The sequence below is a fragment of the Spirosoma fluminis genome, assembly GCF_054778895.1.
This window is the reverse complement of sequence record NZ_BAAGZD010000015.1, coordinates 97,693-114,541: the sequence shown is the minus strand read 5'-3', so window position 1 is coordinate 114,541 and position 16,849 is coordinate 97,693. Positions and strand designations below refer to the sequence as shown.

At 53.4% G+C, this 16,849-nt stretch carries 9 protein-coding genes; 7 read left to right on the top strand and 2 right to left on the bottom strand.

Annotated features, from left to right (window positions below; all coding sequences use genetic code 11):
• Window positions 1-61 precede the first annotated feature (61 nt).
• The 6 genes from ACYVBJ_RS17955 to ACYVBJ_RS17930 all read left to right on the top strand — a co-directional run bounded on the left by ACYVBJ_RS17955 (window position 62) and on the right by ACYVBJ_RS17930 (window position 10,286).
• The gene (locus tag ACYVBJ_RS17955) at window positions 62-1,705 is read left to right on the top strand and encodes a RagB/SusD family nutrient uptake outer membrane protein (RefSeq protein ID WP_460983685.1); all 1,644 of its coding nucleotides are present in this window, start codon (window positions 62-64) and stop codon (window positions 1,703-1,705) included.
• Between the two features lie 320 nt (window positions 1,706-2,025).
• Window positions 2,026-5,058, top strand: coding sequence for a SusC/RagA family TonB-linked outer membrane protein (locus ACYVBJ_RS17950; RefSeq protein WP_460983684.1), 3,033 nt, complete (start codon window positions 2,026-2,028; stop codon window positions 5,056-5,058).
• A gap of 32 nt (window positions 5,059-5,090) precedes the next feature.
• Window positions 5,091-6,470: a RagB/SusD family nutrient uptake outer membrane protein gene (locus tag ACYVBJ_RS17945; protein WP_460983683.1), complete on the top strand. Its 1,380-nt coding sequence runs from the start codon at window positions 5,091-5,093 to the stop codon at window positions 6,468-6,470.
• A gap of 28 nt (window positions 6,471-6,498) precedes the next feature.
• A complete protein-coding gene (locus tag ACYVBJ_RS17940; protein ID WP_460983682.1) occupies window positions 6,499-7,407 on the top strand; it encodes a hypothetical protein in 909 nt (302 codons plus the stop codon).
• A 31-nt stretch (window positions 7,408-7,438) separates the two neighbouring features.
• Entirely contained in the window at window positions 7,439-7,918 is a 480-nt protein-coding gene (locus ACYVBJ_RS17935; protein WP_460983681.1) for a hypothetical protein, read from the top strand.
• A gap of 4 nt (window positions 7,919-7,922) precedes the next feature.
• Entirely contained in the window at window positions 7,923-10,286 is a 2,364-nt protein-coding gene (locus ACYVBJ_RS17930) for a M43 family zinc metalloprotease (RefSeq protein ID WP_460983680.1), read from the top strand.
• Window positions 10,287-10,602: 316 nt separating this feature from the next.
• Here ACYVBJ_RS17930 and ACYVBJ_RS17925 read toward each other — a convergent pair whose 3' ends face one another.
• On the bottom strand, window positions 10,603-11,958 hold the full coding sequence (locus ACYVBJ_RS17925) for a RagB/SusD family nutrient uptake outer membrane protein (RefSeq protein ID WP_460983679.1): 1,356 nt from the start codon (window positions 11,956-11,958) through the stop codon (window positions 10,603-10,605).
• Between the two features lie 19 nt (window positions 11,959-11,977).
• The gene (locus ACYVBJ_RS17920; protein WP_460983678.1) at window positions 11,978-15,052 is read right to left on the bottom strand and encodes a SusC/RagA family TonB-linked outer membrane protein; all 3,075 of its coding nucleotides are present in this window, start codon (window positions 15,050-15,052) and stop codon (window positions 11,978-11,980) included.
• Between the two features lie 459 nt (window positions 15,053-15,511).
• On the opposite strand from ACYVBJ_RS17920, the gene ACYVBJ_RS17915 reads away from it, so the two are divergent.
• Window positions 15,512-16,780 (top strand): OmpA family protein, encoded by a 1,269-nt coding sequence (locus ACYVBJ_RS17915; protein WP_460983677.1) that lies wholly within the window; start codon window positions 15,512-15,514, stop codon window positions 16,778-16,780.
• The last annotated feature ends 69 nt before the right edge of the window (window positions 16,781-16,849 follow it).

The window sequence follows — 16,849 nt, the reverse complement described above, 5'->3', positions numbered from 1 at the left end:
ACCGCAGACGAATACGGTCAGCTGATGGCTGGCCCGGCTGCTTTCTTTATCGATATATCTAATGAATAAGACCAAACTATTCGTCTATAGCACCCTGCTGATCGTGGGCATGGGCGCCTGTAAGGAACAACTGGACGTTAAAAATCCCAATCAGCCCACACCGGGAAGCGCGGCCACGGAGTCGGGCGTAATCTCGCTGGCGCAGGGGGGCGTGTACGTAAGTGGGTTCAAAGAGTTAAAATACTACGATGGCGTACCGGGTCGCTTCTGGACGGGGGCGATGGGCTTTCACGAACTGATGGGCGACATCGTCGGGGAAGAAGCGGCCAACCAGTACGGTAACCAGATCGGCATGCCCGACTACGTGCTGCTCGACGACGGTACCCGCGTCAACAACCCGAGTTCGGTGCCGACGCAGATAGGTCTGTTACGTACCGTTAATGTGAATGCCAACGCGGGTGCTAACCCTACGTATTTTGAATGGGCGTATATGTACAACATCATTACGTCGATGAATTCGGTGCTTGAGATTGCCGATAAAACCACGTTCTCAGGAGAGGCTGCTGTAGCGACGGCGAAGAAAAATACGGTGAAGGCCTGGGCGTATTTCTGGAAAGGGTATGCCTATTCGCGCATTGGCTCGATTTATTTCGCCGGAATCATCAACGACAAAGTTGGTGTGACGAACGGAACGTACGTGGCCAAAGAAAAAATCATCGATGAAGCCACCAAAAACCTCGATCAGGTCGTTGCACTGCTTGGTGGATTAACGAAAGACGCTACCTACGATGGCATCATGTCGGGCTTAATCGCCGATTACAACCGGGTTGGTAAAGGCGCTATCATGAGCCCGGATATGTGGAAACGAACCATCAATACCCTGAAGGCACGTAACATTCTGGTGAACACCACCGCCAAAACCATGACGGCCGCGCAGTGGGGACAGATTCTGACGCTTACCAACGACGGCGTACAGGCGACGGATAATGTTTTGACGGGCCGCTCGAACGCGAATGGCGATTTCTTCAGCAACGTAGATGGCAACCTGGCCGCTAAATCGACGGGCGCTGTCGGCTCCATTACGTATAAAGTGAGCGAACGCCTGATTCAGGACTTCTCCGCGGGCGACAAACGACTGGCGAACAATTTTACCCAACTGGCCGCTCCGGGCATTTTCAACTCTGACCGCGGCAACTCGTTCAATACGCGCTGGCAGCTGGTGAACAAAGGAAAAGGTATGGCCGGTACGGTTGTGCTGACCAACCAGGATGTGGGTGGCTATGAGCTGTATCTGTCGAGCACCTACGAGGAAAACGAATTGATGAAGGCAGAAGCGAAAATCTATACTGGTGATGTAGCTGGTGGGCTGGCCGCTATCGACGCCGTACGAACGTATCAGGGGGCCGGTCTGGCTTCCCTGTCGGGTCTGTCGGCAGACGCGGCCAAAGAAGAACTTCGCAAAGAGCGACGCGTTGCTCTGGCCTTTCGTGCCCTGTCGTTCTACGATGCCCGCCGGTGGGGCGTAATCGATGACGTGAGCAAAGGCGGAGGTCGCAAAGGGGCGGTGGTCGTGGATAAGGCGGGTAAGGTGAGCACGAAGGCCACCATCAACTACAACTTTCTCGACTACTGGGATGTCCCCGATAATGAGGTAGCGTATAACCCGCCAGCGGCTAACAGTGCGCCCATCAAAAATCCGAAGTAACAAGCAGAGTCAGTACGTAGCATTTACCCATACAGCGAAGCGGCTCCAGTCCAAATTGGAGCCGCTTCGCTGCGTTTATAAAGGAGAGATAACCCACTAAATACGACTGGTATCGGTTCGTTGGCTAGCTGTTGACGGATATGGTGGATCGGCACCCGCGCGTCCCATGAACGACACGCTGAGAAAATGCTTGACGACTGAATATAAGATCAGAATATTTTTTCGTTTAGAAACTATTATCTTGTATGGCTTTTCCCCGTCAGTAAAAGGTAAGAAATAGAGCAACGCTAAACGATTTTGTTTGGACCATAAACCTGTACATGAGAAACTATTACGTCTTTGTTTGCGGAGTCCTGCTGGCTTTGCTGCCAGCAATATTGCTGGCTCAGACCCAGCGGATAACGGGTCGGGTCACGTCTGCTCAGGACGGCCAGGCTTTGCCCGGTGTGAATATTGTTGTTAAGGGAACCACGAATGGCGTAAGTACCGATGCCAACGGTAACTACAGCCTGGCCATACCCGGAAACAACGCGGTTATTGTGCTTACCTCCATTGGCCTGGTCGCTCAGGAAGTCGCCGTTGGCAATCGCACGGTGGTGAACGTGCAGATGCAGGAAGCCATCAATGAGTTGACCCAGGTTGTTGTAACCGGTTACAACACAACCCAGAAGAAAGACATTACCGGCTCGATTGCTTCCGTATCGCCCGAAAAGTTCAAGGACATTCCAGTTGCCAGCTTTGATCAGGCCCTGCAGGGGCAGGCCGCTGGCGTGCAGGTTACGCAGTCGTCGGGAACGCCCGGTGGTGGCCTGACCGTTCGCGTTCGGGGCAATACGTCTATATCAGCCAGCAACCGCCCGCTGTTTATTGTGGATGGCGTACCGGTAGAAGATGGTTCGCTGTCAGCGCGTGAGTTTGGCGGGCAGACCGACAATGCCCTGGCCATGTTTAACCCGAACGATATCGAGTCGTTCCAGATCCTGAAAGATGCGTCGGCGAAGGCAATCTACGGCTCACGGGCGGCTAATGGTGTGGTGTTGATCACGACTAAACGCGGCAAATCCAATCAGAAAACAACCTTTACGGCCGATGTGCAGCGCGGCATGACCGACGTAACGCGTCGCCCGGACCTGTTAAATTCGACCGAATTGCTGGAATTGCAGCGCGAGGCCGTCACGAACGCGGGCCTGAATCCCGATCAGCTGGGCCTGGTTAAAGGCGTTACGGATGGTATAAACACCGACTGGGTAGATGCCGTACTTCGAAAAGGAATCTACCAGCAGTATCAACTGGCCGCCCAGGGCGGAAACGACCGGACCCAATTTTACATCAGCGGGAATATGCGCGATGAAGAAGGCGTTCAACTGAACAATCGCTTTACCCGCTACACTGGCCAACTGAAACTCGACCATAAAGCCAATGCGAAGCTTTCGTTCGGCACGAACATTACGTTGTCGCGCGCTGAAAACAAGCGAGTTAAAGGCGACAATTTTCTCGATGGTGTTTACTCCGGGGCGGTAAAAAGCTTGCCTTATTACTCCCCCTACGATGAGCAGGGAAAGCTATACGTCCCCAGTAGCCCGAACTACCCCGGTTTTCCGAACTTTAATCCGGTGGGCCAGGCCGTATTGCCCCGATTCGTAAGCTATACGGATAAACTTCTCGGCGGGCTCTATGCGGAATACGAAATCATTCCGAACATGCGGTTCCGCTCGAAAGTTAGTATTGATTACAACAACATTACCGAAGATAACTTTGAACCGGCCTCTACGGCGATTGGTGGTTTTCTGCCCAGCGTGGGTGGACAAGGGTACGGCGTATACATCAATTCAGGCCTGTCGACTTTCATCAACACCAATACGTTAACGTATAATTTTCAACTGGCCGAAAAGCATCATTTCAGCACCCTGGCCGGTTTTGAGGTGTTAAAGCGTACCGAACGGAACGGCTATGTAGAGGGCCGGTTGTTCCCAAGCGATGATTTCACCTACATTGCCTCCGCCGGTATCGTGGATCAGGGTTCCTCGTCGGTCACCAACAGCGGGTTAGTGTCTACGTTTGCGGAGGTGCGTTACGACTATAGCGACAAATACCTCGCTACGATAACCGCCCGCTACGATGGATCGTCGCGCTTCGGGCAGAATCGTCGGTTTGGCTTGTTCCCGTCGGCTTCGGTGGGCTGGCGTCTCTCCGGTGAGGAATTCATGCAGCAGTTCCGCTTCCTGAACGACCTTAAACTGCGCGCCAGTTATGGCTTTACGGGGAATGAGCGGATTGGCGACTTCCTGTTTCTGGGCACCTGGGCGTCGACTACCTACAGCGGATCGACGGGGGTGGGCCCGGCGGCTTTGGCCAATCCCGGTCTGCAATGGGAGCGCACCCGCGAAGCCAATATTGGCTTTGACGCTTCGTTCTACAACGGGCGGATTAGCCTGACGGTCGATGCCTACGACAACGTAACGGATAACCTGTTGTTCGCCCAACCCATTCCGCAGACTACCGGTTTTGCCTCCCTTCAGGGGAACATCGGCAAAATCTCGAACCGGGGATTGGAGTTCACCATTTCGACCGTGAACGTCGACGGGCCAGTTCGCTGGAACACGGATCTGAATCTGTCGCGCAACATAAACAAGGTCGTCGAACTGGCCAGTACCGAACCGATCTTCCGTGGGTATGCTGGTAATGGGGTTAGTAATACTAACGTCATCTTAGTTGGTCAGCCGCTCGGTACGTTCTGGGGGTTGAAGTTTCTGGGTGTTGACCCCGCCACCGGCGACGCGATCTACGAAGACAAAAACGGCGACGGCCGCATCACCCCCGACGATGCCCAGGTCATCGGGAATGCCCAACCGAAATTGTTTGGCGGACTCACCAACAAGGTTTCCTGGAAAGGCATCGACCTGAGTGCATTCGTGCAGTTCTCGTATGGCAACAGTACTCTGAATTTCTCAAATACCACGCTACTAAATTCTGGGGCAGATTTGCAGAACAACCAGAGTCGGAAAGCCCTGCAGCGCTGGCGTAAAGAAGGGGATATCACGAGCGTACCCCGATACGTTTACCAGAACACCTACAACAACTACCTCAGCAGCCGGTTTCTGGAAGATGGATCGTACGTACGGTTGAAGAATGTAACTCTTGGGTATAACCTGCCTAAAAAGCTTGTTAGCCGATACAAGATTGGAAACGTACGGGTCTATGCATCGGCGACTAACCTGTTCACGTACACACGCTATTCCGGCCCCGATCCAGAAGTGAGTACGCTCGACGGGTCAACCGCAGCGCAGGGCATTGATTTATTCACCTTTCCACAAATCAAAACCGTACTAGCTGGTCTGACAATCGGTTTTTAAGTCAGGACCAGTCAAATTCTAGCCGTTTTACCATGAATCAATTCCTAAGATATTGTACAGTGTTGTTGCTGGTTGGGCTGGCTTCCTGCAGGGAGGTTCTGGAACCTAAGCCGGTGGCACTCCTGGTTGACAATCTGGTATTAAATGAACCCGCCGACGTTCAGCCCGTTCGGATCGGTATGTACAGCGCCCTGCGCGGTACCGCTTCGCCGACGATTATTGCCGGAGATTTTACCGCTGATTACATTCAGCATAACGGCACCTTTACCGACTATCGGGAACTGGCGACCAAGCAGATCACGGCCACCAACGGAGCCGTTGGGGCCTTGTGGGGAAGCCTGTACCGCACGATCTACGTCGCCAATTTCATTATGGAAAAGCTGCCGCAGGTGAGTGGTGTGCCCGAAACGACCCGTAAACAGGTCACGGCCGAAGCGCGGTTCATGCGTGGCTACGCCAATTTTATCGGGGTGAATACGTATGGCGATATTCCACAGGTGACAACGACCGATCAGGCTACGAACCGCACGATTCCCCGTACGCCCAAAGCAACCATACTGGCGTCTGTAGAAGCCGACCTGAAGGCTGCCTTAGCCGACCTGCCGGGTGTAGAGGCCGGATCGACTAACGTAACGACCAACGCTACGTATCTGAACAGGATTACGTGTCGGGCGCTGCTGGCCCGGTTATATCTATACCAGAAAAACTGGGCGCAGGCCGAACAACTCGCTACGCAGGTAATTAGCTCGGGCGTCTATAGTCTCCTGCCGAATTACATAGATGTAGTTACCCGCGATTTCACGCAGGAATCCATCCTGGAAGTTGGGTATAGCCTGAGCGACGACCCGGGGACCGGTAATTTTGCGCTCAATAACCTCTTGGTTGGCCGTCGGGAGGTCATTCCTTCCAATCAGGTTGTAGCCGCGCTCGTGTCGAATGAATCAGGGACACGTAACCAGACTATTACTTTCAACGCCCAAAATCTGCGGGGTAACGACAACGGCTGGACGGTAGCCAAGTACGGCACCGCGTCGGAAGACAATAACAACATTGTGCTGATTCGGCTGGCCGAGATGTACCTCATCCGGGCGGAAGCCAGGGCGCAGCAAGGCAAGCTCACCGGTGCCGATGGAGCCGTGGCCGATCTGAACGTACTGCGTACCCGCGCCAAAGCACCGGCCGTTGCCAATGCCAATCAGGCCGACCTTCTGCTGGCGGTCGAGCGAGAACGAGTGTACGAACTAGCGTTTGAAGGCCAGCGCTGGTATGACCTTGTACGCACGGGTCGGGCTCAGGCCGTGATGACGGCTTTCTCGCCAAACTGGAATTCGCGCTATGAACTGTGGCCCATTCCGCAAACCGAAATTCAACAGAATACGGCCCTGAAAGGCCAGCAAAACCCGGGTTATTAACTCCAACCGAATCACAGATATTGTCCGTATGAATACGATACTCAACAACCGGCAGATGAAACGAATGGGATATTGGCTAATGAGGCTGGTTCCCATCGTTGCGGTTGGCTGGCTTACCATTGGCTGCGAAGAACAGGATTTAGACCGAACCTTTCAGGGGCCTTATTTTGTGCGCTTCACCGATTCGTCGCTAACGTACAAAGAAAGCTACAGCCCCATTATTCCGGTCCGGGTGCACAACGCGGGGCCGATTCTGAATCAGCCGATCACCGTTAATTACACCATCAGCGGATCGGCTCGGGAAGGAAAAGACTATTCGATTGAAGGTGTCAAAGGCACCGTGGTCATTCCGGCTAACAAGAGCTTTGGCGAGATCAAGTTAAAGCTGATCAACAACGCCAATAACATCCTGGAATCGCAGTCGCTCGTCTTTACGTTAACGTCCGTAGAACCCAGTTCCTTGCAGGTCGGCTTCGGGCGGGAAGGAGTTGTCGGCAAGAAGCTTACGGTCACGATTCAGGATGACTGTTTGTTAGGAGGCACCTACACCGGAGCCGGGGTGGTGAACGGAGGCAATGCGTCGGTCGCCAACATTGCCATAACCAGTACGGATTGTAAGCAGTACAGCGTGAGCAACTGGAACATTGGGCTGACGAACCTGGCGGTTGTTGGGGACAACACCTTGTTTTCGTTCAATGCCGAAAAGCCCACCTTAGTCTTTATCGACAACGGGGATAACTCATTGACGGTGCCTGAGCAGGTCAATACCGCTCTGGGAGACGACGGGGCACTCAGCGGTACCGGTGCCTGGAATCCCCGTAACCGCCAGATCACGCTGAACCTTCAGGCCAAAGTACGGATCACGATGATTCGTGATACGGTGCGAACGTTCCGCGATACGACGCTTCGCTTTACCCAGACGTACTTCCCCCAATAACACCACTACTAAGAATTAAAGCATGGCGATTATGCGACAATTTATACGCTTACTACTGGTTCCGGTCCTGCTTGGGTGGTTACTGGGTGGTTGTTCAGAACGAATCGAACCCAAGCCCGTCACTTATTCTCAGTTGCTGACGGGTACGACTAAAAAGTCCTGGCGGCTGGTATCCTATCAGATCCTTGATGAAGGAAAGGGGACAGGGGCAATACCGTTTCAGCAGACATGCCAGACGGATGACCTGTATACGTTCTACGCCGATGAACAGCATACATTCGAGATTGGCGAGGGCGCGTCGAAGTGCACAGCCGATGCCAATGACATTTACGTAACGGATACCTGGACGCTCGTTAACGCCAACGCGTCGCTGGAGTTTTACCTGGATATTCTGGGCGGCAAATTTCCCTGGACAATTAAAACCTTGACGGATCGGTCGCTGACGATTGAATACTATTTCCCTGATATTGACGCCAGCTACCGGTTTACGTTTAATTCAATTTCTCAATAGGCCTATGTTCCGATTACTACTTAGCCTGTTTTTGTGCGTCATTACATTCTCCGCGTTACAGGCGCAGATACCGCCCCGCAAGCAGGAACAGTGCGCTACGATGGAAATGGATAGCTTGCTGCGCGCCCGCTATCCGCAACTGGGAACGCTCAACGACTTCGAGCGGGACTTGAAACGAAGAATTGTTGATATAAAAGCCAAAATGGCCTCTGGGCGAGCCGCGGCTACTGTCATCACCATTCCGATTATCGTGCACGTCGTACACAACGGCGAAGCTGTCGGCGTGGGACGTAACATCAGCCAGGCGCAGGTGCAGGCTCAGCTCGCTACCCTGAACGAAGACTTTCGCCGGAAACCGGGCACGAAAGGATTTAATGACAATCCGCTCGGGGCCGATATTGAGATCGAATTTTGCCTGGCCTCTGTCGACCGGCAGGGCCGTACCATGGCCGAGCCGGGTATTGACCGCGTAAATGGCAACAAGACAAACTGGACCAAGGATGATATCGAAGGGGTACTGAAGCCGAGTACGTACTGGAATCCCGACAAGTATTTCAACGTCTGGGTCGTCGATTTCGCTACGTCCGAACGGCTCCTGGGATACGCTCAGTTCCCGAGTCAGTCGAGTCTGCCGGGTATTCCAACGGCCGGACCGGCCAGTACCGATGGCGTCGTCATTTATTACCGCTCATTCGGGAACGCATCGAAAGGTAACTTCCCCGTTATGGAAGCTCCCTATAACCTGGGCCGTACGCTAACGCACGAAACAGGTCACTGGCTGGGCTTGCGGCACATCTGGGGCGATACGAACTGTGGCGACGACTTCTGTGGTGATACGCCCCCGCAGGCGTCTGAAAGCCGCGGCTGTCAGGTTGGCCGCGTCAGCTGCGGAACCACGAACATGGTTCAGAACTACATGGACTATTCGGACGATGTCTGCATGAATATTTTCACGCTGGATCAGAAAGCCAGAATACGGGCCGTGATGGACGTGAGCCCCCGGCGGACGAGCCTGCTGACTTCCAACGTATGCGGTACGCTGGTGGTTACCCGGCCGCAATCCAATTTCCGGGCCGAAACCCAACGGGTATTACTGGGTGGTCAGGTCCGGTTCAACGATTTATCCGGCGGTTTCCCAACGCGCTGGGAGTGGACGTTTGAAGGCGGAACACCTTCCACGTCAACTGAGCAGAATCCGACCGTTACATATACTCAACCAGGCAAGTTTAAAGTAACGCTAGTCACCTACAATAGTGTCGGACAGTCGGACCCGCTGATCCGTACGGAATACATCGAAGTCTTGAATCAGGGACTTTGTGCTGACCTGACGAATTTTAACGGTACGCCAACGGTGCTTCGGGAAGCGAACGGAACGGGGTACGTCGCCGGGCAAAACAGTCACCGCTCGCGGGCGGTATCGGAGTTCTTCGACAACTCGCTTGGCTATAGTAATCTGGCCGGGGCATCATTGAGGTTTGGCGTTGCCAAGGCCGCACAGGGGGCCGCCACCGAGTCCGTCGTTACCGTAACGGTCTGGAACGGCCGGGGTATTCAGAATGGTCCGGGGGCTATTCTGGAGCAGAAAGATGTTCCCCTGCGTGTTATTCTTGAGGATGTAGCCAACAATCGTCCAACCACCGTTACGTTCGATCGGAATGTACCCGTTAGCGGGTTGCCGTTCCACGTTGGCATTACGTTGCCGTATGCTTCGGGTGATACGGTGGCTCTGGTGACGACGCAGAATGGTGAATCGGTGTTTGCCACCGCCTGGCGGCAGAACAACCGCGGAGACTGGCTTCGCTACGCCGATAGCCTGGGGCTGAACGTAGCGCACAATATTGCGGCCCGTATCGGCATGAAGTCGTCAGTACAGGTGGCGACCTCGTCGATCTTTATTAATCCGGGCGAAACCGTTACGCTGAATGCGCGCGGAGCCAGCGTATTCAACTGGACCGGAACCGGCTTGAATACGACGCTGGGACCGCAGGTAATCGCCCAGCCAACGCAAACGACCTCCTATACTGTGTCGGGATCGGGTCTGGATCTTTGCGCCAGCCAGGCGGTTGTGCAGGTGTACGTCCGGGGCGGAACCGTAACCGCCAATCCCTCGTCGGTCGATCAATCGTTCATGGTAACGCCGAACCCAACGGACGGGCAGATGGCCGTATCGCTCAGCGGACCACAGCGGGGCGCGTTAACGCTCAGCGTACTCAATCTGTCCGGAAGGCAGATGCTCCAGCAGAAGCATCAGAAAACGGGCGATACGTTCCAGCAGGCGTTAGACTTAAGATCCGCACCGGGCGGAGTTTACTTCGTCGAGGTGCGAATCGGTGAACAGGTCTTCCGAAAACGTATCGTGAAGCAATAAAACAGAAGGGGCTGGTTAATAACCAGCCCCTTCTGTTTTATTGCTTGAACGTGAGGGGCAACTCATGGAACGTCAACGGTTTAATACCTTCCAGGCCGTATTGAGTTGTAGCTTAAGTTGAATTATAGAGGAGCATCTGAGCCACAGAGTCGACTTTTGTTATTCCGGCTGCCTGCCCCTGGCGTCGGGATAATAAAAACTGATAGACTATAGGGCTGTTTAACAGTACAGTAAAGATTATTTGTTTTACCCCTATCACAACGCAAACCGGTCAATCACCCAGGGATTGACCGGTTTGCGTAAAAGGAGTTGAACGTTATAAACCGTAGCCTGGATTTTGCGTCAGGCTTTTGTTCGTATCAATCTCGCGTTGCGGAATCGGCAACACGAGGTTGTTGGCATTATAAGCTGTTGTGCCAATCGTACCTGCTGTCCGTTTTACGTCGGCTAGTTGTTGACCCTCAAACGCCAGTTCGAGTCGGCGCTCCAGCAGGATTGCATTCAGGGTAACCGACGCCAGCGGAGCCGCTTTCGCGCGGTTACGAATCAGATTGACGTCTTCGAGCGGAGTCGCGCCGACGCTGGTGTTCAACCGGAAATTGGCCTCAGCGCGGGTCAGGTACATCTCTGCCAGCCGAACCACCGGAACGTCGCCGTACTGGTCGTTGAATTTGCTGGTAAATGTGTTGTTCGTAGCCGTATTGAAAAACTGACCGCGTACGTCACCGGCTTCGTAGAGCTGCCGGAATTTCGATTGCACCCGTACGTCACCCCGGCCCTGATTGAGCGAAGACGCGTAAAACGTATTGAGGTCATTAATGCCGTCCTGATCGGTTATGATGATCTTAAAAATCATCTCTGAGCCGCTGGTGGCGTCGTTGAACACATCTGCGAAATTAGGTGCCAGACTATAGGTGCCGGACGTAATTACGCGGTTAGCCGCGTCGCGGGCAGCCGCGTAGTTTTGCTGCTGCAAATAAACCCTGGACAACTGAGCGGCAGCCGCACCTTTCGTGGCGAAACCATTACCACCCGGTTGAGTGGCCGGAAGCAGTTGTTCGGCTTTGGTCAGATCGTCCAGCACTTGCGCATAGACCTCAGCAACCGTGTTCCGGGCGCGATTATCGGCTTCAGTCACCGTTGATGTAGACGTCAGCACGAGCGGAACACCTGGGTTGGAAGCAGGAGTACCATCATTCCAGCTCTTGGCGAACGCTTTCACTAACTCAAAGAACAACGAACCCCGGATAAAGCGGGCCTGACCTTCGATGCTGGCCCGGTTGGCCGCCGATACTTTAGGCAATGCCTCCAAAACGCTGTTCGTCCGGTTGATGGTGCTATAGCCATCAAGCCAAAAGTCACGAACAATTGTATTGGACGTGGTAACGGCCTTACGCCATACTTCGTCGACGGTCGCGTACGTACCCCCAAAGACGACGTCGCGGTTGTCACCGACCAGATCTCCGATGTACTGAATGCCTCCGCCGTATAAATTGACGTCGCTTAACCCGTCATAAGCCCCCGTCAGCGTGATCTGTACGTCCTGCTCGGTGTTCAGCGCCTGGCTGGCTTCAATACTCTGCGTTGGCTGAACGTCCAGCCGATTGTCGCAGGCCGTAACCAGTACAGTCACCGCTCCGGCTACAAACCAATATTTTATGGATGAATTCATGATTGAGAATGCGTCTAGATTAAAAACCAATGTTAATACCGCCCGTAATCGTCCGTGCCTGGGGAGCCGTGTAGAAGTCGTACCCCTGCGCAATGTTCGACACAATGTAATCGGCGTTAACTTCGGGGTCCCAGCCTGCGTAGTTCGTGAACGTGAGCAGGTTCTGACCCGAAACAAACAGGCGAACCGTATTCAGCTTAGCCTTGTTGATCAGCGTCTTAGGCAGGTTGTACGACAGGGTCACCGTACGTAAGCGAACAAATGAACCGTCGAGAACAAAGCGGCTGGATGACTGCGCGCCATTGTTGAAATATAAGCGGGCTTCCGGTACGTCGGTATTTGGGTTTTCGGGCGTCCAGGCGGCCAACTGATTCACCGTCTGGTTGTCTTCAAACCGGCCGTTTGCCGACGAGTAACGGCCTACGCCGTAGAAATTGTTTTTCTTGCCGAATACACCGTTGAAGAAGACGCTCAGGCTGATGCCTTTATAGCTGAACGTATTGGTGATACCGCCCGTCCACTTCGGCAGTGGGCTGCCCACCACAACCCGCGTCGCCTGACTATATACATTCGTTGTGCTGCGGTCAACCGTTCCGTCGGCGTTTGGCGTGTTTTTGTACCAGAGCGCATCACCGTTGGCGGGGTCAACACCGGCGTACTCCTGCGTGAAGAAAACACCCAGTGGCTGGCCTTCTACGGCGCGGCTCATGGCGTTGATACCTCCTTCGATGATCTGACCCTGCAGGTTCGTGATCTTGTTCTGGTTGGTCGATGCGTTGAGGCTGGTGCTCCAGCGGAAAGCACCCACTACGTTATCGGAGTTGATTACCAGCTCGAACCCTTTGTTCTGCAGGCCACCTACGTTACGGTACTGCGTAGCAAAACCCGTTGTGCCCGGCACGTTAACGTTCAGCAGCAGACCGCTTGTCCGCTTGTCGTAGTAGTCAATTTCGCCGTTGATGCGGTTGTTCAGGAACCCGAAATCAATACCGATATCGAACTGGTTCGTGGTTTCCCATTTCAGATCGGGGTTCGCTAACTGCGAAGGCCGCTGACCGGGCAGCGTACCGTAGCTGGCATCACCCGTGTACAGACCTAACTGCGGGAAGTTCAGAATTTCGGCATTACCGGTTTGCCCGTAGCTGGCCCGTAGTTTCAGGAAGCTGATGCTGCGCGTATTCTTCAGGAACTCCTCTTCCGTCAGAACCCAGCCCGCCGAAACCGCCGGGAAGAACCCATAACGGCTGTTCCGGCCGAACCGCGACGAACCGTCAATACGGGCGCTCAGACCTAACAAATAGCGATCGGCAAACTTATAGTTGGCCCGTGCGAAGTAAGACAGGAACCGGTAGTCGGTTTGCGTTGAGCTGCCATCGGTTTTCCGGGCTGCACTGGCAATCTGACGATAAGCGTCAGACGGGAAATCGCGGCCTTCGATAAAGTTTGTTTTGGTTTGTGACTGCTGGTACGACATCCCCAACGTAGCATCGATAGTTTGGCGGCCAATGGTGGTGCCATACGTAAAGAAGTTGTTTGTCGTATAATTTTCTACCCGTACAAACCGGTTCTGCCCAACACCTTGTGGAGCGCTGAAATTTCGCTGGGTTTTGCTGTTGTAATACAACTCTTCCTGCTGGTCCAGAACGTCCAGACCGAACTCACTGCGGAAGGTCAAGCCTTTCAGGATCTCCAGTTGACCGTAGATATTGCTGATGTTACGATAAACGGTCGTATTGTAATACGCATTGCCAATGTTGATCAGCGGATTATAATAAACCGGGATGCTTAAGTCGCCCGGCGGAGTACCGACCGGCAGGCCCGTTGCGGGGTCTTTCGAAGGCGTCATCGGGGGCAGGGCCACCATCTGCATCGGGTTGTCGAACTGGTTATCGTTGGAAAGTCGGTGGTTCAATGTCCGGGTCAGACCCATGTTGAAGCCAATCCGAAGCCGGTTCGAAGCCTGGTGATCAATGTTGAGTCGGCCCGAATAGCGTTCGATGGCGTTCCCAATCAAAATACCTTTCTGATCCAGCAACTGCCCCGACAGGTAAAACGACGTTTTTTCGTTGCCGCCATTTACGTTCAGGTCGTACTGCTGATACGGTGCATCCTGATAAGCCAGATCGCCCCAGTTGGTGCTAGCCTGGTTAGGTGTACCAAAGGTACCCAGCGACTGCGCGTCGATATACCCGTTGATGTAGGACGTATACGAATCCGGATCGCTCTGGTCAAGTCCGTCGATACGGTCGGAGTTGGCAGCGGCCCGGCGGTAGAAATCGACGTATTGACTCGTATTCAGAAAATCCAGTTTCCGCGTTGGTTTGCTGGAGCCGTACTGCGCGCCAAAATTAACGTTTGTGCGGCCGGCTTTTCCTTTTTTGGTGGTAATCAGTACCACGCCGTTTGCCGCCCGCGAACCATAGATCGCTCCGGCTGAAGCGTCTTTCAAAATTTCGACTGACTCAATATCCTGGGGATTGATGTCGGTCAGGGGGTTGGTCGCTGCGTTAATGAAGCTCAGGTTGTCCGTTGTGATCGGGATACCGTTCAGAACGTATAAGGGCTGATTCGACGCCGAAACCGACGACTGACCCCGCACGTTCACCTGAATTCCCTGACCCAGTTTACCCGAACCGGCGTTGATCTGCACCCCGGCGGCTTTACCCTGCAAGGCCTGATCGAACGTAGTAACGGGCTGATCCTGAATGTCGGCTGCTTTTACCTTAGCGATGTTGCCCGTCAGGTCGCGCTTGATCTGCGCGCCGAATCCGGTTACCACTACTTCGTTCAGGTTTCGTACGTCCGACTTCAGCACGACGTTAATCGTCGAACGATTACCTACCTTCTCTTCGGTTGACGTAAAGCCAATAAAACTGAAAACAAGCGTAGCATTTTCGCTGGTCGAAAGCCGGTAATCGCCGGTTTCGTTGGTGAGTGTTCCCTGCGTTTGGCCTTTAACGGCAACGGAAACACCCGGCAGGCCAGCGCCATCGTCAGACGAGGTGACCCTACCCGTAATAATTCGACTCTGCGCATAACCGCTCTGTGTTATCAACAGTACTAACAGAAAGCTGGCCTGTAGGAGTTTTTTCATACTCGTTAGTTTATGGTTATTAAAGATCAAAATTGTAAAAATGCAATATAGGCAAATGTAATAAAAGAACTGTCTACAAATAGTACTAACATAAGTTATTCTCTAGTGAAACGATGGCCTGTTATATGTGCGCTCGGCCAAATTAAATATGGAAAATAAGGTAGAAAGTAATAATTTTAAAAAGTTAACAATAGGATAATATACTGGAAAAATTATAAATCTATAAGCCTGTGATTTGCCCTTTTCGCGCCTACTTTTATTTCTTCGGTAGGGGTCGCTGGCTTCCGGTAAGCAGGATCAGGATGGATTCGCTCAGGTTTAAGGCCGAGAAAAAGTCGACCGGGAGTCGAACATCTTTTGTTCTGTTCAAAATCTAACAAAAACGCTATAAATCAAGCTTAAACCATCCAATACTAGTTATTGTCTAAACGTTACTGCAACGCCAGGTAGACAACGACCATGAACGCTCGATTACTTCTCTTCCACTTTGTACTGCTGTTAACCCAACCCGTTTGGGCGCAGGTGCAGTACACAACCGAAAATCCACGCGTGGATGATGTCAACGACCGCGACGTCGCCATAAAGCGCGTGGAGTTGACCAGCCAGTACACCATTATCTACATGAAATTTCAGGCTCGGTCCAATCCCTTGGGTGAACTGTTTCCGATGCCAAACGGGCGGGAGTTTAAAATCAATGAGAGTAACATTGGCTTCCAGTCGACATCCCGACTGTACGTGAATCAGGGGGAGCGGTCCTATAAATTCGTGCGGGCCGAAAATATACCCGCCGAAACCCGCCGTCGGGTCCAGCCGGGCGAACGGGTTGACTTTGTGGCCTATTTCGAACGGATTGACCCCGGCTTCACTACGTTCGATCTCTTTGAATGCAAGGATGGTAGCGGATACGTTTGCTTTAACTTTTGGGGTGTTCATATCATCAACCCGCTTCGGAAGCCCAAGGATACGTATGCACAGCGGACGCCAAAGCCTGCGCCCGTGCAGCCCAAAACCCAGCAGCCGCGCTACACACCGCGCAACTCGCCCGGTGTGGGTACTGACCCGGCACCAGCCCAGCCACAGACCGCACCCGCCCCAACAACAACTGCTATTGCCATCAACGGAATCACCCGCGACGCCCGAACGAAGAAGCCAATCGGCGCAACCGTTACGTATCAGTTACTGTCCGGTGCCGAAGCTTCGGGCGACGACCCTGCCGATTCCGTCCGCAGCAATAGCCCGACCGGCAACTACACCATTCCCATTGACCGGCGGGGCGTGTATGCGGTAACCGCATCCGCGAAAGGCTATTTCAGCCAGAGCGATACGTTGGCCACCAACCGCATTGACGTAACGCGCGACTTCAATCTGGTGCCCATTGAAACCGGGGCCAAGATTACGCTGAAGAACATCTATTTCAATGTCTCGAAATATGACCTGAAGTCGGAGTCGTTCCCGGAACTGGATCGACTGGTAACGGTTATGCAGGAGAATCCGACCCTGAATATCCGGCTGGAAGGCCATACCGATACCGTTGGCGACTTCGATGCGAACGTTGAACTCTCCCGAAATCGGGTGAACGAAGTGAAACGATACCTGGTCAGCAAAGGCATCAGCGCCGGACGTATTGAAACTATTGGCTACGGTCCTTCGCGACCCATCAACACGAATAAAAGCCTGAAGGAACGGCCCGAAAACCGACGCGTCGAGATGGTGGTCGTAAAGGTGTAGGGGCGCCTTCAATCGTCATTTGTGGTCAATGCGTAGTCATTCTGTGGTTTGAATAGTTTATACAACCAA